This window comes from Arthrobacter sp. PvP023, assembly GCF_017832975.1.
Taxonomy (GTDB): domain Bacteria; phylum Actinomycetota; class Actinomycetes; order Actinomycetales; family Micrococcaceae; genus Arthrobacter.
Window position 1 is genome coordinate 3,287,955 of the sequence record NZ_JAFIBI010000001.1, and the last position, 23,990, is coordinate 3,311,944.

21 protein-coding genes and 1 tRNA gene are annotated in these 23,990 nt (G+C 65.3%); 5 read left to right on the forward strand and 17 right to left on the reverse strand.

Annotated elements, in window-relative coordinates; genetic code table 11:
• Positions 1-52: 52 nt before the first annotated feature.
• A complete protein-coding gene (locus JOE31_RS15100) occupies positions 53-3,448 on the reverse strand; it encodes a pyruvate carboxylase (RefSeq protein WP_209746026.1) in 3,396 nt (1,131 codons plus the stop codon).
• Positions 3,449-3,754: 306 nt separating this feature from the next.
• On the opposite strand from JOE31_RS15100, the gene JOE31_RS15105 reads away from it, so the two are divergent.
• On the forward strand, positions 3,755-4,591 hold the full coding sequence (locus JOE31_RS15105) for a ParA family protein (protein WP_209746028.1): 837 nt from the start codon (positions 3,755-3,757) through the stop codon (positions 4,589-4,591).
• Between the two features lie 129 nt (positions 4,592-4,720).
• Here the strand turns inward: JOE31_RS15105 and JOE31_RS15110 are convergent, their stop codons facing one another.
• From JOE31_RS15110 to gcvH, 5 genes are all read right to left on the reverse strand, one after another.
• Positions 4,721-5,317, reverse strand: a complete 597-nt coding sequence (locus JOE31_RS15110) for a MerR family transcriptional regulator (protein ID WP_209746030.1) — start codon at positions 5,315-5,317, stop codon at positions 4,721-4,723.
• Between the two features lie 241 nt (positions 5,318-5,558).
• Entirely contained in the window at positions 5,559-6,062 is a 504-nt protein-coding gene (locus JOE31_RS15115; RefSeq protein WP_011691403.1) for a bifunctional nuclease family protein, read from the reverse strand.
• The gene (locus JOE31_RS15120; RefSeq protein ID WP_209748477.1) at positions 6,062-6,778 is read right to left on the reverse strand and encodes a MerR family transcriptional regulator; all 717 of its coding nucleotides are present in this window, start codon (positions 6,776-6,778) and stop codon (positions 6,062-6,064) included. Before JOE31_RS15120 ends, JOE31_RS15115 begins: the two co-directional genes overlap by 1 nt.
• A 23-nt stretch (positions 6,779-6,801) precedes the next feature.
• Complete coding sequence (locus JOE31_RS15125; RefSeq protein ID WP_209746032.1) at positions 6,802-7,278, reverse strand: FHA domain-containing protein; 477 nt, start codon at positions 7,276-7,278, stop codon at positions 6,802-6,804.
• 135 nt (positions 7,279-7,413) lie between these two features.
• Positions 7,414-7,800 carry a glycine cleavage system protein GcvH gene (gcvH, locus tag JOE31_RS15130; RefSeq protein ID WP_043429635.1) on the reverse strand — a complete coding sequence of 129 codons (387 nt, stop codon included), beginning with the start codon at positions 7,798-7,800 and terminating at the stop codon, positions 7,414-7,416.
• Between the two features lie 148 nt (positions 7,801-7,948).
• On the opposite strand from gcvH, the gene JOE31_RS15135 reads away from it, so the two are divergent.
• Positions 7,949-8,839, forward strand: a complete 891-nt coding sequence (locus JOE31_RS15135; protein WP_209746034.1) for an Fpg/Nei family DNA glycosylase — start codon at positions 7,949-7,951, stop codon at positions 8,837-8,839.
• Positions 8,840-8,935: 96 nt separating this feature from the next.
• On the opposite strand, the gene JOE31_RS15140 is transcribed toward JOE31_RS15135, so the two are convergent.
• The 10 genes from JOE31_RS15140 to JOE31_RS15185 all read right to left on the reverse strand — a co-directional run bounded on the left by JOE31_RS15140 (position 8,936) and on the right by JOE31_RS15185 (position 18,739).
• A tRNA-Pro gene (locus JOE31_RS15140) sits at positions 8,936-9,012 on the reverse strand.
• A 150-nt stretch (positions 9,013-9,162) separates the two neighbouring features.
• A complete protein-coding gene (gene der / locus JOE31_RS15145; RefSeq protein WP_043480377.1) occupies positions 9,163-10,713 on the reverse strand; it encodes a ribosome biogenesis GTPase Der in 1,551 nt (516 codons plus the stop codon).
• A gap of 10 nt (positions 10,714-10,723) precedes the next feature.
• Positions 10,724-11,407 carry a 1-acyl-sn-glycerol-3-phosphate acyltransferase gene (locus tag JOE31_RS15150; RefSeq protein WP_209748479.1) on the reverse strand — a complete coding sequence of 228 codons (684 nt, stop codon included), beginning with the start codon at positions 11,405-11,407 and terminating at the stop codon, positions 10,724-10,726.
• A gap of 61 nt (positions 11,408-11,468) precedes the next feature.
• Positions 11,469-12,182 carry a (d)CMP kinase gene (cmk, locus tag JOE31_RS15155; protein WP_209746036.1) on the reverse strand — a complete coding sequence of 238 codons (714 nt, stop codon included), beginning with the start codon at positions 12,180-12,182 and terminating at the stop codon, positions 11,469-11,471.
• Complete coding sequence (locus JOE31_RS15160; protein ID WP_209746038.1) at positions 12,182-13,291, reverse strand: prephenate dehydrogenase; 1,110 nt, start codon at positions 13,289-13,291, stop codon at positions 12,182-12,184. The genes cmk and JOE31_RS15160 overlap by 1 nt, the downstream gene beginning before the upstream one ends.
• Position 13,292: 1 nt before the next feature.
• Positions 13,293-14,513 carry a pseudouridine synthase gene (locus tag JOE31_RS15165; protein WP_209746040.1) on the reverse strand — a complete coding sequence of 407 codons (1,221 nt, stop codon included), beginning with the start codon at positions 14,511-14,513 and terminating at the stop codon, positions 13,293-13,295.
• Positions 14,514-14,623: 110 nt separating this feature from the next.
• Positions 14,624-15,238 (reverse strand): SMC-Scp complex subunit ScpB, encoded by a 615-nt coding sequence (locus JOE31_RS15170; protein ID WP_245199742.1) that lies wholly within the window; start codon positions 15,236-15,238, stop codon positions 14,624-14,626.
• A 101-nt stretch (positions 15,239-15,339) separates the two neighbouring features.
• Positions 15,340-16,233, reverse strand: a complete 894-nt coding sequence (locus JOE31_RS15175) for a ScpA family protein (protein WP_374100850.1) — start codon at positions 16,231-16,233, stop codon at positions 15,340-15,342.
• 8 nt (positions 16,234-16,241) lie between these two features.
• The gene (locus tag JOE31_RS15180; RefSeq protein ID WP_028271698.1) at positions 16,242-17,141 is read right to left on the reverse strand and encodes a ParA family protein; all 900 of its coding nucleotides are present in this window, start codon (positions 17,139-17,141) and stop codon (positions 16,242-16,244) included.
• Positions 17,142-17,401: 260 nt separating this feature from the next.
• On the reverse strand, positions 17,402-18,739 hold the full coding sequence (locus tag JOE31_RS15185) for a cation:dicarboxylate symporter family transporter (RefSeq protein WP_209746044.1): 1,338 nt from the start codon (positions 18,737-18,739) through the stop codon (positions 17,402-17,404).
• Positions 18,740-18,879: 140 nt separating this feature from the next.
• Here JOE31_RS15185 and JOE31_RS15190 point away from each other — a divergent pair, with 140 nt between their 5' ends.
• Together JOE31_RS15190 and JOE31_RS15195 are read left to right on the forward strand one after the other, a co-directional pair.
• Entirely contained in the window at positions 18,880-20,511 is a 1,632-nt protein-coding gene (locus tag JOE31_RS15190; protein WP_209746046.1) for a sensor histidine kinase, read from the forward strand.
• On the forward strand, positions 20,508-21,218 hold the full coding sequence (locus JOE31_RS15195; protein WP_209746048.1) for a response regulator: 711 nt from the start codon (positions 20,508-20,510) through the stop codon (positions 21,216-21,218). Before JOE31_RS15190 ends, JOE31_RS15195 begins: the two co-directional genes overlap by 4 nt.
• Before the next feature lie 43 nt (positions 21,219-21,261).
• Here JOE31_RS15195 and JOE31_RS15200 read toward each other — a convergent pair whose 3' ends face one another.
• A complete protein-coding gene (locus tag JOE31_RS15200; RefSeq protein WP_209746050.1) occupies positions 21,262-23,163 on the reverse strand; it encodes an AMP-binding protein in 1,902 nt (633 codons plus the stop codon).
• A gap of 175 nt (positions 23,164-23,338) precedes the next feature.
• Between JOE31_RS15200 and JOE31_RS15205 the strand changes: the two genes are divergently transcribed.
• Positions 23,339-23,980 (forward strand): GntR family transcriptional regulator, encoded by a 642-nt coding sequence (locus JOE31_RS15205; RefSeq protein ID WP_104175530.1) that lies wholly within the window; start codon positions 23,339-23,341, stop codon positions 23,978-23,980.
• The last annotated feature ends 10 nt before the right edge of the window (positions 23,981-23,990 follow it).

Consider the following 23,990-nt stretch of genomic DNA (forward strand, 5'->3'; position numbering starts at 1 on the left):
CCAGACACCGAAAAGGGGCCTCCCGGCGGGAGGCCCCTTTTCGTGTGTGTGCTTACTCGACGACGAGCAGCAGGTCTCCGCCCTGGACCTGTTCCACGGCGCCGACTGCGAGGCGCCCAACCGTGCCGGCCACCGGCGTCGTAATTGAGGCCTCCATCTTCATGGCCTCGATGGTGGCAACGGTATCGCCGGCGTTGACGGCGTCGCCCACCTTGACCGTGAGGGTCACGGCTCCGGCGAACGGCGCGGCGACGTGGCCCGGCTGGCTCGCGTCCGCTTTTTCAGCTGCCTTGACGTTGCTGACGACGGAGCGGTCGCGGACCACTACGGGCCTGGACTGTCCGTTGAGCGTGCACATCACCGTGCGCATGCCCTTCTCGTCCGGCTCCGAGACAGCTTCGAGGGACGCGATCAGGCGCACGCCCTTCTCCAGCTCGATTTCGTGCTCGGCTCCGCGCTGGAGGCCGAAGAGGTAGTCACGGGTATCCAGGACCGAGAGGTTGCCGTAGGTTTCCACGCTCTTCTGGTAGTCCTTGGTGGGACCTTCGAAGAGCAGCCGGTTGAGCGTCTGCTGGCGGGTTTTGGAATCGCCCTTCAGCGCGGCGCTGTCCTCGGCGCTCAGCTCGGCGTCGCGCACCTTGATGCTGCGGCCCTGGAGGGCCTTGGTGCGGAACGGCTCAGGCCAGCCCCCGGGAGGATCACCAAGTTCTCCGGAGAGGAAGCCGATGACGGAATCCGGGATGTCGTAGTTCTGCGGGTTTTCGTTGAAGTCTGCAGGATCGGCATTGAGGCCAACGAGGTGCAGGGCAAGGTCGCCCACCACCTTCGAGGACGGAGTGACCTTCACGAGGCGGCCCAGGATGCGGTCGGCCGCCGTGTACATGTCCTCGATGGCTTCGAAGCGTTCGCCGAGGCCAAGGGCCATGGCCTGCTGCCGCAGGTTGGAGAGCTGGCCGCCGGGGATCTCGTGCTGGTAGACGCGGCCGGTGGGACCGGGCAGGCCCGACTCGAATGGAGCGTACACGCGGCGCACGGCCTCCCAGTAGGGTTCCAGCGAGCTGACCTTGGCCAGGCCCAGCCCGGTGTCGCGCGGGGTGTGGGCCAGGGCGGCAACCAGGGCGGACGCCGACGGCTGGCTGGTGGTGCCGGCCAGTGAAGCCGAAGCAACGTCAACGGCGTCCACGCCTGCGTCCACTGCCGCCAGGAGCGTGGCCAGCTGGCCGCCTGCGGTGTCGTGGGTGTGCAGGTGGACCGGCAGGTCGAAACGTTCCCGCAAGGCCGCCACAAGCTTGGCGGCGGCCGCGGGACGCAACAGCCCTGCCATGTCCTTGATGGCGAGGATGTGGGCGCCGGCATCGACGATCTTCTGAGCCAGCTCCAGGTAGTAGTCGAGCGTGTAGAGCTTTTCGTCCGGATCGAGCATGTCGCCGGTGTAGCAGAGGGCGACTTCGGCGACGGCGGTGCCGGTGGCCCGCACAGCGCGGATGGCCGGAGCCATCTGGTTGACGTCGTTGAGGGCGTCGAAAATGCGGAAGATGTCGATGCCGGTCGCGGCGGCCTCGTTGACGAATGCCTCGGTGACTTCCTCGGGGTAGGGCGTGTAGCCCACGGTGTTGCGGCCCCGGAGGAGCATCTGCAGGCAGATGTTGGGCAGTGCCTTGCGCAGCGCCGCAAGCCTGTCCCAGGGATCTTCGCCGAGGAACCGCAGGGCGACGTCGTACGTGGCGCCGCCCCAGGCCTCCACGGACAGTAGTTCAGGAAGCAGCGCGGACACGGCAGGGCCGGCCGCCACGAGGTCGCGGGTACGGACCCGGGTGGCCAGCAGCGACTGGTGGGCGTCACGGAAGGTGGTGTCGGTGACCGCGACGGCCTGCTGCTCGCGCAGGGCCTTGGCAAATCCCTCGGGACCCAGCTCAAGCAGCCTCTGGCGCGAACCCTTGGGGGCGGGCGTGTCCCCGACTGCGGGCAGCTTCGCCGCGGGGTCCGAGTGGACCGTGAGGTCGCCGTTGGGCTTGTTGACGGTGACCTCTGCCAGCCAGGTCAGCAGTTTGGTGCCGCGGTCCGCGGAAACGCGGGCCTTGAGCAGCTCGGGGCGCTGGTCGATGAAGTTGGTGGCCACATCGCCGGCAATGAAGTCCTTGTCGTCCAGGACGGCCTGCAGGAAGGAAATGTTGGTGGAGACGCCGCGGATGCGGAACTCCGCGAGGGCTCGGCGTGCTCTGGCCACTGCTGCGGGGTAGTCGCGGCCGCGGCAGGTCAGTTTGACCAGCATGGAGTCGAAGTGCGGGCTGATTTCGGCACCCGAGTAGACGGTGCCGCCGTCGAGCCTTACACCGGCGCCGCCGGCGGAACGGTAGCCGGTGATCTTTCCGACGTCCGGCCGGAAGCCGTTGGCCGGATCCTCGGTGGTGATGCGGCACTGCAGTGCGGCGCCCTTGAGCTGGACAGTGTCCTGCGAAAGGCCAAGGTCAGCGAGCGTTTCGCCCGACGCGATGCGCAGCTGTGCCTGGACGAGGTCCACATCGGTGACTTCCTCGGTGACCGTGTGCTCCACCTGGATGCGCGGGTTCATCTCGATGAACACGTGCTGGCCGGCGCGTTCGCCGACGGTGTCCACGAGGAACTCCACGGTACCGGCGTTGACGTAGTTGAGCGCCTTGGCGAACTTCACCGCATCACGGTAGAGCGCCTGACGGATCCCTTCATCCAGGTTCGGTGCCGGAGCGATCTCCACCACCTTCTGGTGGCGGCGCTGGATGGAGCAATCGCGTTCGAAGAGGTGCATGATGTTGCCCTCGGCATCGGCCAGGATCTGGACCTCGATGTGGCGGGGGCGGAGAACGGCCTGTTCCAGGAACATGGTGGGGTCACCGAAAGCGGCGTCGGCCTCGCGCATGGCGGCCTGCAGAGCCTCGGGGAGAGCCTCGCGGGTGTCCACGCGGCGCATGCCGCGGCCTCCGCCGCCGGCTACGGCCTTGGCGAAGATGGGGAAGCCGATTTCGTCCGCTGCGGCGATCAGTTCATCCAGGTCCTTGGAGGGCTGGCTCGACCTGAGGACGGGTACGCCGGCGGCGCGGGCAGCTTCGAGCGCGGCGACCTTGTTTCCGGCCAGCTCAAGGACCTCGGCCGGCGGGCCAACAAAGGTGATGCCGGCCTCTTTGGCGGCCCGGGCCAGGCGGGGGTTCTCCGAGAGGAAGCCATAACCGGGGTAGATGGCATCGGCGCCGGATTCCTTGGCCACGCGGACCACTTCGTCCACGTCAAGATACGCGCGGACGGGGTGGCCCTCTTCGCCGATCAGGTACGCTTCATCAGCCTTCTGGCGGTGGATGGAGTTTCGGTCCTCGTTGGGGAACACGGCAACAGTCTTGGCGCCCAGCTCGTAGCCGGCACGGAAGGCGCGGATCGCGATTTCGCCGCGGTTAGCCACCAGAATTTTGGAAAACATACTTCTCCTGCATCATTGCGGGTGTATCGATAAGTGGTCACAGTGTGTAAGACGGGCGCGTGGAAACACAAATCATTGTGTCGACCATCACAAGATTATCCGTCATCTCAGCGGGATTAGGCAGGGCCAACCAGTGATGCCCCCGACGGCGGCGTGGGATGCGCCGCACACACGCCCGATAAAACGGGATTCAACACCGCGGCAACATATGATGAGTCGGGGGTGCTTACGCGCGCCCTCCGCTCCGGGGAGCCGGAGCCGGCACTACCCCAACACGGCAACCGGCGTTAGGTATTGGTTTTTCAAGTGCAAGTAGTCAGCATCAGCAGCCTCAAAGGCGGGGTCGGCAAAACTTCCGTCACCACCGGATTGGCATCTGCGGCCCTGGCCGCCGGCATCCCCACCCTTGTGGTGGACCTTGATCCGCACGCGGATGCCAGCACGGCGCTGGGTGTCCAGCCGGATGAGCAGCTGGACATCGGCCGGATGCTCAAGAGCCCGCGCCGCGCCAAGCTTGCGGAGAACGTGGTCACCAGCGGTTGGGTGGCCCGGGAAAACTACAACGGAGCCCGGCCCGCCGTCCTGGACGTCGCTGTGGGCTCCGCATATACCGGCATTTACGATCGGCCGGACCTGGGCCGCAGGGACCTGCGCAGGCTCTCGGCAGTCCTGGCCGGCACGGACAAGTACCAGCTGATCCTGGTTGACTGCCCGCCCTCGCTGAACGGACTGACCCGGATGGCATGGTCCGCCAGCGACAAGGTGGCCCTCGTTGCCGAGCCTGGGCTGTTTTCAGTGGCAGGCACAGAGCGCACCATGCGGGCCATCCAGCTGTTCCGCCAGGAGTTCGCCCCGAACCTCTCCCCCGCCGGCATTATCGCGAACCGCGTACGCTCCGGGTCTTCGGAGCACGCCTTCCGCCTCGCCGAGATGCAGTCGATGTTCGGTGAACTGTTGCTAACACCGCACATTCCGGAGCAGGCGAACTGGCAGCAGATCCAGGGTGCGGCCCATTCCGTGCACCACTGGCCGGGCGATTCCGCGAAAAATGCGGCCAGCCTGTTTAACACACTTCTCGACAACCTCATGGCCTCCAACGGCACGGGTTCCGCCGGGGCACTCCGCGAACGCAGCCTTCGGTAGCGGATCCCCCGGGCAGACGGCCGACGCCGACACACCAACTGCACAGAAAGTCCGCCTTCCGAATGGAAGGCGGCCTTTCTGCTGCTTGCGGGTTTCTGCTACGGCACGGCGTCAGCCGGTCCGACGGCTTCAGCCGGTCTTACGGGCGGCCCTGCGCTTGCTGAGTTCGTCGTCGGGAAAGGACTGTTCGACGGCGTGCTCGCTGGGAAGCGCTGCGAGGCTGCCTTCCACTTCGCGCCACACACGTCCGACTGCAATCCCGAAAACGCCCTGGCCGCCCTGGACAAGATCGATGACCTCATCCGCAGACGTGCACTCGTAGACGCTGGCGCCGTCGCTCATGAGGGTAATCTGCGCCAGGTCCTCAACGCCGCGTTCGCGCAAGTGCTCAACGGCGGTACGGATCTGCTGCAGTGACACTCCGGTATCCAGCAGCCGTTTGACGACTTTCAGCACCAGGATGTCGCGGAAGCCGTAGAGACGCTGCGAGCCGGAACCGGCGGCGCCGCGCACGGCGGGCTCAACCAGCCCTGTGCGTGCCCAGTAGTCCAGCTGGCGGTAAGTGATACCGGCTGCCTTGCAGGCCGTCGGTCCGCGGTAGCCCGCATCTTCGTCCAGTACCGGGAGGTCTTCCGTGAAGAGGAGTCCCTGAGCACCGCTCGCAGGCAGGGCGACGCCTGCCGTTGAAGCCTGCTTTAGCTCGCCAGCTTCGCCTTTCGGACTCACGTGGACCCTCCTCGTCTTTTGCTCCCCTAAGGAAGTCACAGCAACAGCGATCACAGATCTGAAATTCATCTGTGTAATTCAGCCGGGGCTGCACATTCCAGTGTGACTTGCGCGGCTGTTGGATGCAATGGGAACTTGATATCTTCGACGTTAGGCCTGCCGTGCCCCAAGGTCAAAGACGTTGGCCCCATTTCAGGGGCGTGTCGAAACTTTCAGCCTCAACTTTAACCTTAACGTGATCTCAGCCGTCGAAGTCTTCCGGCTCCACGTCGTCCAGGAACTCCCGGAAGCGCCGCAGTTCGCGCTCCTCGTCCACGGTGGGGCCAGGCTCGGTGTCTTCGCCTTCATCATGCTCGGTGATCCTGACGCCGGCCTCATCCATCACCGAGTCGGCGCACCAAATGCGGCATTTGGCCCGCAACGCCAGCGCAAGGGCGTCCGAGGCCCTGGAGCTGACCGTGGTGCCGTCTTCGAACTGCAGCTGTCCGTAGAAGATATTGTCTTCGACGGCGACGATGTTCACGCTGACAATGGAATGGCCCAGCGACTCGACGACATCGATGAGGAGGTCGTGCGTCATGGGACGCGGCGGCACCACACCCTGCTGCGCCAACGCAATGGCGCTGGCTTCAGGGGTGCCGATCCAGATGGGTACGTGCCGTTCTCCATGAATCTCCCGCAACAGCACCAGCGGCTGGTTCGACGGCAATTCGATCCGCACACCCACGATCTCGACTTCAATCATCAGATATCCATTCGCGATATACGGTCCTGCACCAGGGCACGGTGCAATGTCAGGCAGAGATCACTGATTTCGCGGGCAGCCTCGGCGGCCCGGGCATGCGAGGCGGCATCCTTGCGGGAAGTCAGCGGGGCTACGGCACGCTCCACCAGTCCGAACTCCCGTTCCGCGGCGGCCTGGAACGGCCGCAAGTGGCGCGGCTCAAGGCCGTGGCTTTCCAGCTGCACGCAGGCGCGGGCCACCTGCAGGGCATGTTCATCGAACTTCCCGTTGATGTGTCCGATCAGGCCGAACTCGAGGAGGGACCTCAACAGCGGCACACTCGCGCCGGATTCGGCCCGCAGCTGGTCCTCGCTGAGCCGGCGAACCTTGTTCTGCAGCTCAGTGGCGAGCTCGTCCGACACGATCCGCGGGGACACAGTGACGCCCGGCGGCAGGTTTTCCGGGCGTTCGCCGCGGTCGATGGCGTCGAGGTAGTCCTTAATGACCTTCAGCGGAAGATATTGGTCCCGTTGCAGCGCCAGCACGAACCGGAGCCGCTCCACGTCCGTGTCGGAATACTGCCGGTAACCGGCCGGGGTGCGCTGCGGATTGATCAGGCCCTTTTCTTCCAGGAACCTGATCTTGGACGCAGTCATGCCAGGGAAGTCGTCGCTGAGCTGCGCGAGTACTTCCCCTATGTTCAGGACCTGGGGTCCGCGCCGTTCCGGTTGTGCCAGTGCCACAGGCAACTACCCCGGGATCAGACGTTGCCTGCTGCGCGGGCAGGGCTGAGGTAGAAAGTGAGCCGGAACTTGCCGATCTGGACTTCGTTACCGGACTTCAGTTCCACGCTGTCCACACGGTCGTGGTTGACATAGGTGCCGTTGAGGCTGCCGGTATCGACAACTTCGAAGCTGCGTGCCGTCCGGCGGAATTCGACGTGGCGGCGGGACACCGTGACGTCGTCGAGGAAGATGTCCGCGTCCGGGTGGCGTCCGGCAGTGGTGACGTCGGAGTCCAACAAGAATCGTGCACCGGTGTTGGGACCGCTGTGGGCAACCAGGAGCGCTGAGCCGTATGGAAGGGCTTCGACGGCTACCCGTTCTTCCGGAGAGAGCTTGGGCGCGATGGTCGGCTCGTCACGGATTGGCGTGAGGTGGATTGAGGTGGTCTCCGAAGCCTTCACTCCGCCCGTGCCGTAATCACCACCGCTGTGGCTATTTTCGTGACCAACCATGGATTCCTCCTCTTCCGTTGCAGATGTCCCCCTGCAAACAACGCGTGCCCTCCGGAAAAGCCTGGCAGATCCGGTCCTACGGCGTGTCGTCCGGCTGTTAATCCCTCAACAGCCGGACCTCCATGCCGGTTATCTTTAGCCTACCTGTTGTTCGTACTCCGATGCACTGAGCAGGGACTCCACTGCGTCGGCCTCAGCGAGCTTGACCTCAATCAGCCAGCCCTCACCGTAAGGATCGCTGTTAATAAGCGCCGAGTCGGTGTCCAGGGCTTCGTTCCTGGCGACGACCTCCCCGCTCACGGGAGCGTAGATGTCGCTCACGCTCTTGGTGGACTCAACTTCGCCCACGACCTCGTTTGCCGTCACTTTGGTGCCGACTTCGGGCATCTGCGCGTACACGACGTCACCGAGGGCGTCCTGGGCGAAATCTGTGATGCCCACCCGCACCACGCCGTCAGTGTTGGGGGCGGAAACCCACTCGTGCTCGGCAGTGTAGGACAGGTCTTCGGGAATGTTGCTCATCAGGGGGCCTTTCATCGGGTCAACCAGGAATGTTGGTCAATCAGCAATGTCAACGGAGGTCTGCAGAACAAGCCGCCGCTGAAAGTATATGCACATCACTTGCCCCGGAAGGGAGCGCCCTGGCGGACCCTTATGGCACAGTAGTGGCATGCCAGAACTTCCCGAAGTGGCCGGGCTGGGCGCTTTCCTGGGCGACCGGCTTCGTGGAGCTGTACTGACGAAAATCCAGATCGTTTCGTTCGCGGTCCTCAAAACGGCAGACCCGCCATATGCGGTGCTGGAGGGCCGCACCATCTCCGGTGTCCAGCGCCGGGGCAAATTCATCATCATTGATGCCGACGGCGTCTATCTCGCGTTCCACCTCGCCAAGGCCGGCTGGCTGAGGTACACCGAATCGCCGTCGAACGCCCTGTTGCCCCGGGGCAAAGGGTATATCGCCGCGCGGTTCGAGTTCGCCCGGAGCCGCCCGGATGCCCACGGCGGCGAATCCCATCTAGGGATCGATCTCACCGAGGCGGGCACAAAGAAGAGCCTGGCCCTCTACGTAGTCCGCGACCCGGAGGAGATCCCCGGCATCGCAAGCCTGGGCCCGGATCCTTTGAGCGCCTCGTTCAGCCTTGAGGATTTTGCCGGGATTCTTTCCTCAAGCAGCCAGCAGATTAAGGGACTGTTACGAAACCAGGGGGTGATCGCCGGCATCGGCAACGCCTACAGCGACGAAATCCTCCACGCTGCCCGGATCTCCCCCTTCGCCATCGCGAAGTCACTGGACCCGGAATCAGTCCGCGTCCTTTACGACTCCGTGCACAATATTCTGGGTGCCGCCGTGGAGGAGGCTGTGGGAAAGGCTCCGAACGAACTGAAGGACGCGAAGCGGAGCACCATGCGGGTCCATGGCCGGACAGGCCAGGCGTGCCCGGTCTGCGGGGACACGGTCCGGGAAGTGTCGTTTGCTGACAGGGCGCTCCAATATTGCCCGCGCTGCCAGACAGGCGGCAAGATCCTCGCCGACCGGAGGACGTCGCGTTTCCTGAAGTAGGGCGCGGCAACCCGGCAGCGGAACGCGACGCAGAGAAAAAGCTTAAAGAAAAACCGCCCCGCTCCGGGATACTTCCCGGAAACGGAGCGGTTTCTTTGGTCGGGCTGACAGGATTTGAACCTGCGACCCCTTGACCCCCAGTCAAGTGCGCTACCAAGCTGCGCTACAGCCCGTTAGTTCCGCCGTTCTCCGCCTCGGTTGTCCTCCCGGGTTTCCCCTGGATTTTTACCTCAGCAGTCCGGCCGAACCACCTCCAAAAGCTTACACGATTCCGGAGGGTGCCAGTGACACTTTGCGTGTGACACGGGCGAGGTGTGTCGTAATTAACGCTTCTTGCCACGCTTTTCGCGGACACGCATGTTGACCTCGATCGGCGTTCCCTCGAAACCGAAGGTTTCGCGGAGGCGCCGGGTGATGAAGCGGCGGTATCCCGGATCCAGGAAACCGGTGGTGAACAGGACGAACTTCGGCGGACGGCTGGAGGCCTGGGTGCCGAAGAGGATGCGGGGCTGCTTGCCGCCACGGACGGGGTGCGGGTGCGCGGCCACCAGTTCGCCGAGGAAAGCGTTCAGGCGTCCGGTGGGGATGCGCTTGTCCCAGCTTTCCAGTGCGGTATCCAGGGCAGGAACGAGGCGGTCCTTGTGCCAGCCGGTCAGGGCTGAAATGTTGACCCGCGGAGCCCAGGCCACGTGGGCGAGGTCCTGCTCGATTTCACGCTCCAGGTAGGTGCGGCGTTCGTCGTCCAGCAGATCCCACTTGTTGAATGCGAGAACCAGTGCGCGGCCGGATTCGATGGCCAGCTGCAGGATGCGGACATCCTGCTCACTGAGCACTTCGTCCACGGCGAGGAGCACGACGGCGACCTCCGCCTTTTCCAGGGCGCTCTGCGTGCGCAGTGAGGCGTAGAAGTCGGCGCCCTGCGCCATGTGCTGGCGGCGGCGGATGCCGGCGGTATCGACGAAACGCCAGGTGCGGCCGCCGAGTTCGATGAATTCATCGACGGGGTCGCGTGTGGTGCCGGCGGTGTTGTCCACGACAACGCGCTCGGAACCGGCCAGTTTGTTCAGCAGCGAGGACTTGCCGACGTTCGGACGGCCAATGAGGGCGATGCGGCGCGGGCCGCCGGAGCGCTCCAGACCTTCGATCGTGGAGTACTCGGGCAGGGTGTCCATGACGTGGTCCAGGAGGTCGGCGACACCCCGGCCGTGCAGTGCCGATACCGGGTACGGTTCGCCGAAGCCGAGGCCCCAGAGCGTTGCCGAGTCGGCTTCCTGTGCGAAGTCATCCACCTTGTTGGCCACCATGATGACCGGCTTTTTGGACTTGCGGAGCATCTTCACGACGGCTTCGTCCGTCGCGGTGGCGCCGACTGCGGAGTCGACCACGAACAGCACGGCGTCGGCGAGCTCCACGGCCATCTCGGCCTGTTCGGCCACGCGGGCATGGATGCCGCGGGCATCATGCTCCCAGCCGCCGGTGTCGACGACCGTGAAGTTCCGGCCGTTCCACGTGGCCGAGTACATCACGCGGTCACGGGTGACGCCGGGGGTGTCTTCCACCACGGCTTCGCGGCGTCCGAGGATACGGTTTACCAGGGTGGATTTGCCCACGTTGGGCCGGCCGATGATGGCCAGGACCGGATCGAGCTTGACCGGACCGTCGAAGTCCTGGTCGTCGTAGTGGCCACTCAGGAGGGCGGCGTCTTCTTCATCCAGTTCGTAGTCGTCCAGGCCGGCCCGGAGCGAGGCAGCGCGGAGCTCGGCCTCGTCATCGTCCAGGGCAGCAAGATGCTCTGCCACCTGGTCCGTGCCGGTGGGCGTGTATTCGTCTTCGCCGGCGCCAAATTTGCCGGAGGTTTGAGTCGTATCGCTCATTGCACTTTCCTTAGTGGTGATCTGCCGGCGTCCCGGCTACTTCTTCATGACGTTCTTGCGGTGAATCCGCGCCGGGCAAAGCCTGCCCGCTGAGTTGAATCGTTTGCTGGACATGCCGTGCCAGTGCAGCGCGGATCTCGTTTCCCGCCCTGTCCATTGAAACACGCCCTGTCTCGCCGGGCCTGCGCCCCACAGCCACGGCCTTGCCGAAGCTGACGTGCAGCCTCCGGCCCGGCCGCGGAACGGCGTCGAGGTGTTCGCCGCCGATCCTGGTGCCCAGGATGGCAACGGGAATCACGGTCGCACCGGAGTTCAGCGCGAGCCAGGCCACCCCGTTGTTAATGGCGGAGGCCTCGCCGCTCCCCCGTGTTCCTTCGGGAAGGATGCCGACGCACCGGCCGGCGTCGAGCGCGCTCTTGCTCAGCTGCAGCGCGGCACGGTCCCCCGAGCGGTCCACCGGAAACTGGCCCGACGCCGTGAGGACCCGGCCAAGGATCCCCTTGAACATTTCCTGTTTGACGAGGATGTGCATGGGCCGAGGTGATGCTCCGAACATCACCGGTCCGTCCAGAAAGCTGATGTGGTTGCCGGCGAAGATCACAGGCCCTTCGGCCGGGACATTTTCCCGTCCGCTGATTGTTGTCCGGTAGACCATGTGGTCGAGCAACCAGCCGACGGGCCGGCTCCACGCCATGGTCCAGGCACCCGGCAGGGCACCGCCCGCTTGGAGCGGGCCCTGACGGCGACCGCCGGCGTCAGTCACGGTTGAGGACCTTGTTGACTATGCCCAGGGCTGCGTCAACTGTGCCGTCGAAATCCAGATCCGAGGAATCCAGGGTGACCACGCCGTCCGCAGCCGTGGTGAAGTTGACCACCGTGGAGTCCTTGGCGTCGCGCTGAGTGACCTGCGCTGCCAGTTGCTCCGCGCTCTGCGTGCCGCCCAGCTGGACTCCCCGGCGGCGAAGCCGGGCCTCCTCGCTGGCGGTCAGCAGCATGCGGACTTCGGCTCCGGGCGCCACGACGGTGGTGATGTCCCGGCCTTCCACCACGATGCGGCGGTGGTGGACCTCAATCAGTTCACGCTGCCGGCGGACCAGTTCCTTCCGCGCACCGAGGGTGGTGGCGATGGCGCTGACGGCCGAAGAGATGGCCGGTTCCCGGATCGCCTGGGTGACGTCCGTTCCGCCGACCTTGACGTACTCCTCGTTGGGGGTGGTGCTGACGTCCAACGGCAGGTCCTCGGAGGCCTGTTCGATGGCCGCGGCATCCCCCAGATCGATACCCCGGTCCAGGCAGTACCAGGTGAGCGCCCGGTACATGGCACCGGTGTCCAGGTAGGCCAGGCGGAGGCGTCGCGCCACTTCCCTGCTCACACTGGACTTTCCGGATCCCGAGGGCCCGTCAATGGCAACAACCAGCGGCCTGCCCTGGCGAAGCATGGGCACGGTTTCGATGAGTTCCTGTGTCATTACTGCAGTACCCGCCATCCACGGTCGTTGAGAGCTTCGATGAGCAGATCATGTTTGTTGGGCAAAACGGACAGTTCCACCATGCCTACATTCTGCCCGGAGGAGTGATCCAGCCGCAGGTCTTCGAGGTTGACCCCGATTTCGCCGATCTCCGTCAGGAGGCGGGCAATCTGGCCCGGCCGGTCGTCCACCAGGACGGTCAACCAGGAATAGGCCTGCGGGGGCCCGCCGTGCTTTCCCGGAATACGGGACTGCCCGGCGTTACCCTCGCTGATCAGCTGCGCCAGGTCGAGGCGGGCACCGGGGGCAGCCGGATCTTCGAGGGTTCCGATCAGGCGGTTGAGGTCCTCGCGGACACCGTGCAGGATTTCCACCACAGGACCGGCATTCGCGCCGAGGATCTGCACCCAGAGTGTGGGGTCGCTGGCAGCGATGCGGGTGACGTCACGCAGGCCGTTTCCGGCCAGGGACAGGGCATGCATGGGCGTGCCCTGCAAGCGGCTGGCCACGAGCGAAGACATCACCTGGGGAAGGTGCGACACGAGCGCCACGGCGTGGTCATGTTCTTCGGCGCCGAACTGTGTCACCACTGCGCCCAGGTCGGTTGCCAGGGCGCGGGCGGCCTGCAGCGCACCGGCGGATGTTTCCCCGGAGGGGCAGACCACCCACGGCATGGAGGTAAACAGCTCACCCCGCGCCGCCACCGGCCCGGACTTTTCCCGGCCGGCCATGGGATGAGTACCCACATAGCGGGCGAGGTCCACGCCACGACCGCGGAGGTCCGCCAGGATGCCTGCCTTGACGCTGGCAATGTCCACCACTGTTGCGGTCGGGTAATCAGCCAGTGAGCGTTCCACTACGTCCGCAGTCACGTCCGGCGGCGCGGCCACGACAACGAGTTCGGGCTGCTCGTCGCCAAGGCGCGACAACGGAAGGCCTGCCCCGATATCGACGGCGACCGCCTGGTTGGTGGGCGACGGGTCGGACAGGAACACGGATACTCCGCGGCCCCGAAGGCCCAGGCCGATGCTGGTTCCCAGCAGTCCCGTGCCGATAACCACCACCGGGCCGTTCAGGTGCCCGCGACCGTGGGTGCGAAAGGCAGACATGCTACAGCCCTACGGATGCCAGCAGGTGGCCGACTTCCTGCTTGCCGAGGTTGCGGATGCTCCCCTGGCGCTGGTCTCCCAGGCCAATGGGTCCCACCTTGACGCGCACGAGCCGGAGTACCGGGAAACCGACGGCGTCAAAGAGACGGCGCACGATCCGGTTTTTGCCGGAGTGCAGCACAACCTCGATCAGCACGTGGCCCGGGGTTGAGTCCACCAGCTTGAAGGAGTCAACCGAGGCCATTCCGTCCTCAAGCTCGACGCCCGCCTTCAGCTGCGCGCCGATTCCCTGCGGGAACGGACCGCGCACTTGGACCAGGTACGTCTTGGGTACCTCGTAGGAGGGGTGTGTCAAACGGTTGGCCAGTTCGCCGTCGTTCGTCAGTAGCAGCAGGCCCTCGGTGGCGACGTCGAGGCGTCCCACGTGGAAGAGGCGTTCGCCGTGGGTGTTGCGGACGAAGTCGCTGATGCACGGACGGCCGTCCGGGTCCTCCATGGTGGATACAACGCCCTTGGGCTTGTTGAACACCATGTACACCATGTTCTCGTCCAGCTGGATGCGCAGGCCGTCGACGTGGATCACTGCCGTCTTCGGGTCGACGCGGACGCCGAGCTCGGTGACAACCTTGCCGTCCACCTCCACGCGGCCTTCGGAGATCATTTCCTCGCACACGCGCCGTGAAGCGACGCCGGCGGAGGCCATGACCTTCTGCAGGCGGATGCCGTCGGCATCGTGCATTTCGGACTGCGGCACCTCGCCGCGGGGTCCGCGCTTGCGTGAAGGCTTGCGGACGGGGCCGAGGTTCTGGCCGAACCGTTCGCCGCCGAAGGCGCGCGTGCCGAAGGTCTTCGCGGCAGCGGACCGCGGCTTGGGCTTGAGGGCGCCGGGGGTGCCGGGCTCCTTGCCGGCGCCGGGTTTCCGCGAACCGGGCTTCCGGGCGGCAGGTTTGCCCTGCTTCCAGTCGCCGGCTGCCGGCCGGTCCGCCGGCGCGCCGCCGGGGCCCTGCAGGTCCGGATCGATGAAGGCCTCTTCGCGAGGCTTGGGGCGTTTGAAGGGACGGTCGCCGCCGCCCTTGTAGCCGGCGCCGCCGGCCCCGGCGCCGCGGCTGCTGCCGCCCCGGACCGGATTGCGTCCGGCCCTGTTTTGGCCATCTTTGGCCTGTCCGGCGCTGTTGCGTCCCGAACTGTTACGTGGTGAACCCTGGCGTCCCGCCTGTGTCATGACCCGTCCTTCGTTATGTTGGCCGGCGATGGCTGTCTCCCGACAACACCAGCCAGCCGGGCGGATTGCTTCCGCCCTGGTGGATACTCGTGCGCAGGCATGGATACTGCCTACATTCTTCCGGCGTCGTAGAACTCTTCGATGCCTTCAAGCCCTGGAAGATGGGGTGAAAGCTGCGGCAACTCAGCCACCGAGCCGATTCCCATGCGTTCCAGGAAATACGACGTCGTGCGGTAAAGGATGGCTCCGGATTCGGGATCGGTCCCCGAATCTTCGATCAGTCCCCGCTGCATCAGCGTCCGCACGACAGAGTCAACATTAACTCCTCGAATTGCAGACACCCTGGCCCTTGATACGGGCTGGCGGTAAGCGATGACGGCGAGCGTTTCCAACGCCGCCTGCGTCAGCCTGGCTGTCTGTCCTTCCAGAACGAATCCGCCCACGACGTCGGCAAAATCCGTACGGGAATAGATGCGCCAGCCTCCGGCGATATTCCGCAATTCAAAACCCCGGGGTCTGGATGTGTTGCCAGCAGCGTCTATACAAGCAGCGTTTTTGCAAGCCGTGTTTGTAGAAGCGGTGTCGGCAACGTCCGAGTCCGGGGCATTAACAGTATAGCCGTTATACTCGCGCTGAAGTTCCGCCAGGAGCTGCTCGACGGCGTCGACCGTGAGATTGAGCCCGGCGGCCAGTTCGACGGCGGTGGCCGGCTGGTCAATCACCATCAGCACCGCCTCGAGGGCGGCATGTGCGCCGCCGGGAAGTTCGGCGACATTCAAGCCGCTGTCACTGTCCCCGCTGGTGGCGGGATCCGGGGTGTTGGCGCTCACGGCTGCTCCTCGTATTCCTCGGTGAGATGATCGCTGCTCCAGTCATCGCGTCCCGCCGTCCAATGGACCGTCAAGTCGCCCAGCGGGAGGAGCTGGTCGAACGCTACCGCCTTGTCCCTGAACATTTCCAGGAGTGCCAGGAAGCGGGCCACCACAACCAGCGTCGATTCGGCGTCCGCGATCAGTGCCCGGAAGGACAACGGCCGTCCCGCCTGGAGCTTCAGGCCAAGGATTTCAGCCTGTTCCTTCACGCTGACGGTGCTGCCGTGCAGGTGCGCCAGGCCAACCTCGTTCGGGGGCGCTTCCTTGGGCTTCAGGGCGGCTTCCGCCAGGGCGGCGAACTGCCGGGGCGTGTGCCGCCACACGAGTTCCGGAAGCAGCGCCGCGAAGTGCTCTTCCAAGGCAACCTGGCGCGGGTAACTGCGGGCTTCGAGCTCAAGGGTGGAGTTAATCAGTCCCGCCACCTGCTTGAATGCCTTGTACTGCAACAGGCGGGCGAAGAGGAGGTCCCTCGCTTCGAGCAAGGCCACGTCTTCGTCGTCCTCAACCTCCCCTGCCGGCAGGAGCCGGGCGGCCTTGAGGTCAAGGAGGGTGGCTGCGATGACCAGGAATTCGCTGGCCTCATCAAGCGCCCATTCTTCGCCCAGCTGCTGGAGGTTCCTGATGTATTTGATGAATTCATCGGTCACCGTGGCCAGTGCCACCTCGGTGATGTCCAGCTGGTGTTTGCTAATCAGGCCGAGCAGCAGGTCAAAGGGTCCGGTGAAGTTGGCGAGCCGCACTTCGAAGCCGGGTTTCTTCCCCGGTCCGCTGTGCGGGTCAGTCGCCGGTGCTTCCGCCGGGCCGGCCTGCGGGCCTGCGGGAGCGAGCGGTGTGCCTGCCAGTGCCACGGCCTTGGCTAGGGCGCGCCGCCGCGCGAAATCAGCTCCTTGGCCAGGCGGCGGTAAGCGTCGGCACCGATGTGGTTGGCGGCATAGCTGGTGATGGGTTCCGCGGCCACCGTGGCGTCGGCAAACTTGATGGAGCGCTTGATGACGGTCTCGAAGACTTTGTCCCCGAATGCTTCCACCAGCCTGCTGATGACCTCGCGGCTGTGCAGCGTGCGGGCGTCGTACATGGTAGCCAGCACGCCGTCGACCTGGAGCCTGGGGTTCAGCCGGTCCTGGACCTTGTCGATGGTTTCCACCAGCAGCGCCACGGCACGCAGTGCAAAGAACTCGCAGATCAGCGGGATGATGACGCCGTGGGCGGCGGTGAGTGCGTTGACCGTCAGCAGGCCTAGCGACGGCTGGCAGTCAATCAGGACAACGTCGTAGTCGTCTTCAACCTTCTTCAGTGCCCGGTCCAGCACCTGTTCGCGCGCTACTTCATTGACAAGTTGCACTTCCGCGGCGGAGAGGTCGATGTTTGCCGGCAGCAGGTCGACGTTCTCGACGCCGGTGTGCTGGATGGCGTCCCGGATGTCCACTTTGCGGTCCATCAGGACGTTGTAGACCGTCAGGTCCAGTTCGTGCGGATTGGTCCCGAGGCCTGCGGACAATGCGCCCTGGGGGTCAAAGTCGACCAGCAGGACACGGCGGCCGTATTCGGCGAGTGCGGCGGCCAGATTGATGGTGGACGTCGTTTTGCCGACGCCGCCCTTCTGGTTCACCATGGCGATCACACGGGCGGGGCCGTGGGACGACAGGGGCGCAGGCTCGGGGAATTCGCGGTAGGGGCGCCCGGTAGGACCCATGACGGCGTCTTCCAGATCGAGTTCGGTGCCTTCCAGAGTTGCTGAACCCTGTTCGCTGCTCACGTATCTATCCACACTTTCGATGACGTTGATGTCCTGCCGCTGAATGTTCAGCGCCTATGGTTCTTCCCACCAAGGTTACAGCGCCGCATCCGTGATTCAACGGAACTTGACACGCGCCCTTGCTTGAGCCTTTACCTTCTGGTAAAGGTCGAAGGTTGCCGGAGGGGACACAAAAACCGCCCGTGCAGGATGCTCCTGCGCGGGCGGTTCGAGTGTGCCTCAGGCTGGCGATTGAAGCCGGCCGTTCAGGCGAAGGCAGTTCAGGCGCGTGCCGGAGCCGGTGCCGGAACTTCCTGTTCGACGTGGTGGCCGGCGATCATGGTCTGCTCGTCGAAGGGCTCTTCGCCGGACAGGACACGCTCCACCTGGCCGCCGTCGATCTCCTTGACCCAGGTGCCGATCAGGACCGTGGCCACCGCGTTCCCCGTGAAGTTGGTCAGGGCGCGGGCCTCTGACATGAAGCGGTCGATGCCGACGATCATGCCGACGCCGCCGAGCAGTTCGGGCTTGTGGGCCTGCAGGCCTGCGGCCAGGGTGGCGAGGCCGGCGCCGGTGACGCCGGCAGCGCCCTTGGAAGCGATGATCATGAAGACCAGCAGGGAAACCTGGGCGCCGAGGTCCAGCGGTGTGCCCATGGCGTTGGCCACGAAGAGGGACGCCATGGTCAGGTAGATGGCCGTGCCGTCAAGGTTGAAGGAGTATCCGGTGGGTACCGTGACGCCGACAACCGGCTTGGAGACACCCAGGTGCTCCATCTTGGCGATGAGGCGCGGCAGGGCGGCCTCGGACGAGGACGTGGAGAAGATCAGCAGGTATTCGCGGGCCAGGTACTTCATCAGGCGGAAGATGTTGACGCCTGCCACGACCTGCAGCAGGCCGCCGAGGATGACCACGATGAACAGTGCGCAGGTGATGTAGAAGGCGAGCATCAGGGTGAACATGCTGACGATCGCCTGGAACCCGGTGGCGCCGACGACCGCGGCGATGGCACCGAAGGCACCGACCGGCGCCAGCCACATGACCATGATGAGGATGCGGAAGACAAGCGCCTGGCCGTGGCCGATGGCCTTGAGGATGGGGGCACCCTGGGGGCCCATTTTCTGCAGGGCGAAGCCGACGAGGATCGCGGCCAGCAGGGTGGGCAGCACCGGAATGTCGCCCGGGATGATGCCCAGCAGGAAGTCAACCGTGCTGTCTGTGGCGGCCTTCTTGTTGGGATCGTACGGCGTCAGCTTCAGGCCTTCACCGGGGTGGATGAGGTTGCCCACCACGAGGCCGATGGCCAGCGCGAAGGTGGACATTACGATGAAGTAGCCCAGCGCCAGGCCGCCCACCTTGCCTACAGTGGCAGCCTTCGCGATGGAGCCGACGCCCAGGACGATGGTGCAGAAGATCACCGGCGCAATCATCATCTTGATCAGCTTGATGAAGCCGTCGCCCAGCGGTTTGAGAGATTTGCCGACCTCCGGGAACATGAGGCCGATCACTGCGCCGAGGATCACGGCAACGATGACGGCAATGTAGAGGTAGTGCGACTTGTCGAGTCCTTTGCGCTTCGCCTTGACAGGCGCAGCTGACTCTCCTCGTTGAGAAGCCATGATGTGTCTCCTTATGGATAATCTGGAAGACGTTGCGGCACAGTCTCTGGGCTCTGCACGTCCGTCCGGTGTGATATCCATCATTGGGCATGGCGTGACCTGGCTCACCGTTGCGTTCATATTGGTCGTGGAAGGTTGGAATGAGGCACAAGTGGAGCATCGCGCGCCGGCTGTTCGTGGCGCATCTGCTGTTCATGCTCGCGCTGACCGCGACAGTCGGAACAGCCACCTTTATCGACGCCCGGGACCACGCCTACGACGAGGCCGGCCGGCGGATGTCCGGCATCGCCACGGCCATTGCGGACAACCCCCTGGTCCTGCAGGCAGCGGCGTCGGCCAACCCCTCCGCAGTGCTGCAGCCCTACGCCCTGGACGTGATGAGCGACGCCGACGCGGATTTCATCACCATCATGGCTCCGGACCGGACCAGGTGGACGCACCCGCGCGACGAGGAACTCGGCAAGCCGTACATCGGGTCCATTGATGCCGCCCTGAACGGGCAGGTGTTCACGGAAATCACGGCCGGCACGCTGGGCCCGTCGGTCCGCACGATAGCGCCCGTCAAGGACAAGTCCGGAAACGTCAAGGCCCTGGTGGCAGCCGGGGTGACGGTCCGGACGGTGGACGTTGCCGTCTCAGGCCGCCTGCCTGCCTTGCTGGCCATTGCCTTTGCCCTCCTGGTGGGGGGCTCGGTGGCGTCCTGGCTGCTGGGCCGGTACCTGCGCAATGTCACGCGGGGCTGGGGTCCCGAGCAGCTCGCCCAGCTGTTCGCGTACTACGAGTCCGTCCTGCACTCCGTCCGCGAGGGGGTGATCCTCATCGATCCCAAGGGCCGGGTGGTGATGTACAACGACCAGGCGGCCGAGCTCCTGGGGCTCACGCCACGGCCGTCGGGGGCCGATCCCGCCTCAGCCTTCCTGCTCGGCGACCTCCCCCTGGCACCCAGCTTGAAGGACCTGTTCGAGTCCGGCCGGGCGGCCCAGGATGAAATCCACCTGGCCGGCCCGCGTGTGCTGGTGATCAACCAGGGACCTGCGGTGGGCCCGGCTTCATCGGCCGGCCGGCAGCGCCCGGCAGTGTTCGGGACCGTGGCCACCATCCGAGACCGCACGGAGATCGAGTCCCTGGGCAACGAACTGGAAACCATGCGTACACTTTCGGACGCACTGCGCGCCCAAACCCACGAGCACGCCAACCGCCTCCACACGATCGTTTCCCTGATGGAACTTGGGCGGGCCGACGAAGCCCTGGATTTCGCCACCAAGGACCTGGAGCTCAGCCAGCAGCTCACCGATGAGATGGTGGGCGCCATGGAAGAGCCGGTGCTGAGTGCCCTCCTCATGGGCAAGGCGGCCGAGGCGCACGAACGCGGCGTCGAACTGGGCCTGCAGGCGAACAGCACTGCCGGGACGGCCGGTGTGGCCGTCCAGGACCTGGTGACCATACTTGGCAACCTGCTGGACAACGCCATCGACGCTGCGGCCGACGCTCCGGCGCCCAAATGGGTCGAGTTGTCGGTGGAGTCGGGCGTCAGGGGTGTGGATATCACAGTGGAGGACTCCGGACGCGGAATCGACCCCGGCGCCGTCGACGACGTGTTCCGCCACGGGTTCAGCACCAAGGCGTCCGGCACGTACGGCCGGGGGCTGGGCCTGGCGCTGGTCCGGCAGGCCGTCCACCGGCTGGGTGGCACCGTGGCGATAACCAATCCCCGCGGGGCGCATTTCCATGTTTTCCTACCCGCAGCAGGCACCACCAAGGAGACTTCATGAGCGATATCCGAGTCCTCGTCGTCGAGGACGAACCGGTGGCCGCGGCCGCGCACGGCGCCTACGTGGGGAGGCTCCAAGGCTTTTCCCTGGCCGGCACGGCTCCTGACGGCCAATCGGCGCTGCGGCTCCTGGCGGAATTCGCTGCCGCCGGCAACCCCGTGGAACTCGTCCTGCTGGACATGAACCTTCCCGATCTCCATGGCCTGGACATCGCCCGGCGGATGCGGTCATCAGGCCTGTTGCCGGACATCATTGCGATCACCGCCGTGCGTGAACTCAATATCGTGCGCAGCGCAGTGTCCATCGGCGTGGTCCAGTACCTCATCAAGCCCTTCACCTACGCCACGTTCGCGGACAAGCTGGCCAGCTACCGGCAGTTCCGTGAGCAGCTCGCCGCAGGGGTGGGCGGGAGCAGGTCCGGCGCGTCACAGAGCGACGTCGACCAGGCATTCGCGAGCCTGCGGGCGCCGAGTGAGCTGCCGCTTCCCAAGGGCCTGTCGACGTCGACCCTGGACGCCGTGCAGGAGTTCATGAAGCAGCAGGCTGATGCCGTCTCCGCCACGGAAGTCATGGACGCCCTCGGGATGTCCCGCGTGACGGCCCGGCGGTACCTCGAGTACCTCGCGGATGCCGGAACCGTCTCCAGGACTGCCCGTTACGGTGCGCCGGGCAGGCCTGAGAACGAGTACCGCTGGATCAGGAGCTGACGGTGGCGGGCTCCGGCGAGCGCACGGCTGATAGCTCCCCGGGCTAGTTCCGGGGCGCGGCCGGACGCAGTGTTTCGATTAGCTGGTCGATCACCCCGGCGTCCTCAATCGTGGACGGCACGACATACTCCTCGCCGTCCGCAATCTGCCTCATGGTCTTGCGGAGGATCTTGCCCGAACGGGTCTTGGGCAGGGCATCGACCACTGCCACGTGCTTGAAGTCCGCGACGGCTCCGATGTCCCGGCGGACCAGCGCGATCAGGTCCTTGACCAGAATGTCCTCCGGCACATCCACCCCCGATTTCAGCACCACGTAACCGCTGGGCCGCTGGCCCTTCAGCGGATCCGCCAGGCCGATCACCGCGCACTCGGCCACCGCCGGGTGCTGTCCAATGACCTGTTCCATGGCGCCGGTGGACAGCCGGTGACCTGCCACGTTGATGATGTCGTCAGTGCGGCCCATCACGAACACGTAGCCGTCCTCGTCCCGGTAGCCGGAGTCGCCGGTGGCGTAGGAGCCCTCAAATGCCTGGAGGTAGGAGGAGACGTAGCGTTCGTCGTCGCCCCAGAGAGTGGTCAGCGTTCCGGGCGGCAGCGGCAGCCCCAGCACAATGTTTCCTTCCGTCCCGGTTTCGACGTCCTCCCCCAGACCGTCCACGATGTTGAGCTTGAAGCCCGGCATCGGAACGCTGGGCGAGCCCGCCTTGATGGGGAGCTCTTCCAGCCCGCGCGGGTTGGCGCAGATGGCCCAGCCGGTCTCGGTCTGCCACCAGTGGTCCACCACGGGGACACCCAGGGTCTGCGCGGCCCAATGGAAAGTATCGGTGTCCAGCCGCTCCCCCGCTGCGAAAAGCGTTCGCAGGCTGGAGATGTCATAGTCCCGCAGCAGTTTCGCTTCGGGGTCGGCCTTGCGGATGGCGCGCAGCGCTGTGGGGGCCGTAAAGAGGACATTGACCTTGTGGTCCCGGATCACGCGCCAGAAAGCGCCCGCATCAGGTGTTCCTACCGGTTTTCCCTCATAGAGGACAGTGGTGGCTCCGGCCAGCAGCGGCCCGTAGACAATGTAGGAGTGCCCCACCACCCAGCCGACGTCGGAAGCGGTCCACATGACGTTTCCCGGGCCGATGCCGTAGACGTTTTCCATGGTCCAGCTAAGCGCCACGGCATGGCCGCCGTTGTCCCGCACCACCCCCTTGGGTGCACCCGTGGTTCCCGAGGTGTAGAGGATGTAGAGCGGGTCCGTGGCCTTGACGTCCACCGGCGCCGCCGGTTCTGCGGCCGCCATCTCGTTGTCCCAGTCCAGCCAGCCCGGGTGGTCAGACACTGAGGACGCAAACCCCTCCCGTGCCGCGACGATCACGGGAAGCCCCGGAGCGCCGGCGAGGCCAAGGGCTTCCTCAACCGCGGGAAGGTATTCGATCCGGCGCGATGGCTCGATTCCGCCGGATGCCGTGACCACCACGGCGGGGGCGGCGTCGCGGATACGCGCCGCCAGCTCCTTGGGCGCAAACCCTCCAAAGACCACCGAATGGACCGCTCCGAGCCGCGCAGTAGCCAGCATTGCGATGGCGGCTTCCGGGATCATCGGCATGTAAATAACAACCCTGTCCCCCTTGCCCACGCCGCGCCGCCGCAGAACCCCGGCAAAGCGGGCCACGAGCTCCGTGAGTTCGGCGTAGCTGAAGCGCCGCTGGATACCGAGCATGGCTGAATCGTAGATCAGCGCATCCTGCCCGCCACGCCCGGCCGCCACATGACGGTCCAGGGCGTTGTAGGACGTATTGAGGACGCCGTCCGGAAACCAGCTGTAAAGCGGCGCCCGGCCGGAATCAAGGGCCCGCGTCGGGGGCGCCGACCAGGAGATCTTTCCGGCAGCATCCAGCCAGAACTCGTCGGGCCTGTCCAGGCTCTGTGCGTAGCTGTCCTGATAGCTCTTGGTACCCATGAAATGCATCCCGTCCACGACATTGTGATGAGGGCCATGCTAGTCCCGGCCGGGAAGCTGGCACAAGGGCTCATGTATACAAATCCGAAGCCAAATCAAGATTTTAGGGCAATTACTGGGCAATCGAGCCCTCCGTGTATACACTGGGGAGCGTCAACCACTGAAGGAGGCAAAGATGCGCGCCAGCGACAGGGCCTATGCGGCATTGCGCGATGACATCATCGAATGGCGCCTCCTGCCCGGGACTGTCCTCGCGGAAGTGGAGCAGTCCGAGCGGCTGGGGATCTCCCGCACACCTCTCCGGGAGGCCCTGAGCCGGCTCACCGCGGAGGGCCTGACGACGACGGCAGGCGGCCGCGGCGTCGTCGTCACCGATATTTCGCTTGACGACATCGACGAGCTGTTCGAACTGCGCGAAACCCTCGAAGGCAAGGCGGCCGCCCTGGCCGCCGAGCGCGGCGACTCCGCAACCTTCGAACAGCTCCGCCTTGAGCTCCTCCAGGCTCCGGAGCTGATCAACGGCAGCGATCCCGGCCGCCATGCTTACTACGAGCTCGCGGGCCGTCTCGACGCCGCCATCGACGCGGCGATTTCCAACTCCTATCTGGCCCAGGCCATGCGCAGCCTGCGCGTGCACCTGGTCCGGGTCCGCCGCCTGGCCGCCGACGACACCCAACGGCTCACCGCGGCCGCCGCCGAGCACGCCGCCATCGCGGAAGCGATTGCCGCGGGCAATCCCCGGCTGGCCGAAGCGGCCACCACCCTTCACCTGCACCGAAGTCTTTCCCACGTCAAAGTCACGCATACACCTCACTAAAAGGAGCACC

Coding starts and splice junctions, on each gene's coding strand:
- gcvH (WP_043429635.1), bottom strand. CDS start 7,800: ATGAGCAACATTCCCGAAGACCTGTCCTACACTGCCGAGCACGAGTGG.
- JOE31_RS15170 (WP_245199742.1), bottom strand. CDS start 15,238: ATGGTGATTGACCAGCCGGCCACCGCCGTCGAACTGGCCGCCGGGCTC.
- JOE31_RS15185 (WP_209746044.1), bottom strand. CDS start 18,739: ATGGCTTCTCAACGAGGAGAGTCAGCTGCGCCTGTCAAGGCGAAGCGC.
- JOE31_RS15150 (WP_209748479.1), bottom strand. CDS start 11,407: ATGGCGTGGAGCCGGCCCGTCGGCTGGTTGCTCGACCACATGGTCTAC.
- JOE31_RS15125 (WP_209746032.1), bottom strand. CDS start 7,278: ATGGTTGGTCACGAAAATAGCCACAGCGGTGGTGATTACGGCACGGGC.
- JOE31_RS15100 (WP_209746026.1), bottom strand. CDS start 3,448: ATGTTTTCCAAAATTCTGGTGGCTAACCGCGGCGAAATCGCGATCCGC.
- JOE31_RS15200 (WP_209746050.1), bottom strand. CDS start 23,163: ATGGGTACCAAGAGCTATCAGGACAGCTACGCACAGAGCCTGGACAGG.
- der (WP_043480377.1), bottom strand. CDS start 10,713: ATGAGCGATACGACTCAAACCTCCGGCAAATTTGGCGCCGGCGAAGAC.
- JOE31_RS15195 (WP_209746048.1), top strand. CDS start 20,508: ATGAGCGATATCCGAGTCCTCGTCGTCGAGGACGAACCGGTGGCCGCG.
- JOE31_RS15160 (WP_209746038.1), bottom strand. CDS start 13,291: ATGTCTGCCTTTCGCACCCACGGTCGCGGGCACCTGAACGGCCCGGTG.
- JOE31_RS15115 (WP_011691403.1), bottom strand. CDS start 6,062: ATGATTGAAGTCGAGATCGTGGGTGTGCGGATCGAATTGCCGTCGAAC.
- cmk (WP_209746036.1), bottom strand. CDS start 12,182: ATGACACAGGAACTCATCGAAACCGTGCCCATGCTTCGCCAGGGCAGG.
- JOE31_RS15190 (WP_209746046.1), top strand. CDS start 18,880: ATGAGGCACAAGTGGAGCATCGCGCGCCGGCTGTTCGTGGCGCATCTG.
- JOE31_RS15135 (WP_209746034.1), top strand. CDS start 7,949: ATGCCAGAACTTCCCGAAGTGGCCGGGCTGGGCGCTTTCCTGGGCGAC.
- JOE31_RS15165 (WP_209746040.1), bottom strand. CDS start 14,513: ATGACACAGGCGGGACGCCAGGGTTCACCACGTAACAGTTCGGGACGC.
- JOE31_RS15205 (WP_104175530.1), top strand. CDS start 23,339: ATGCGCGCCAGCGACAGGGCCTATGCGGCATTGCGCGATGACATCATC.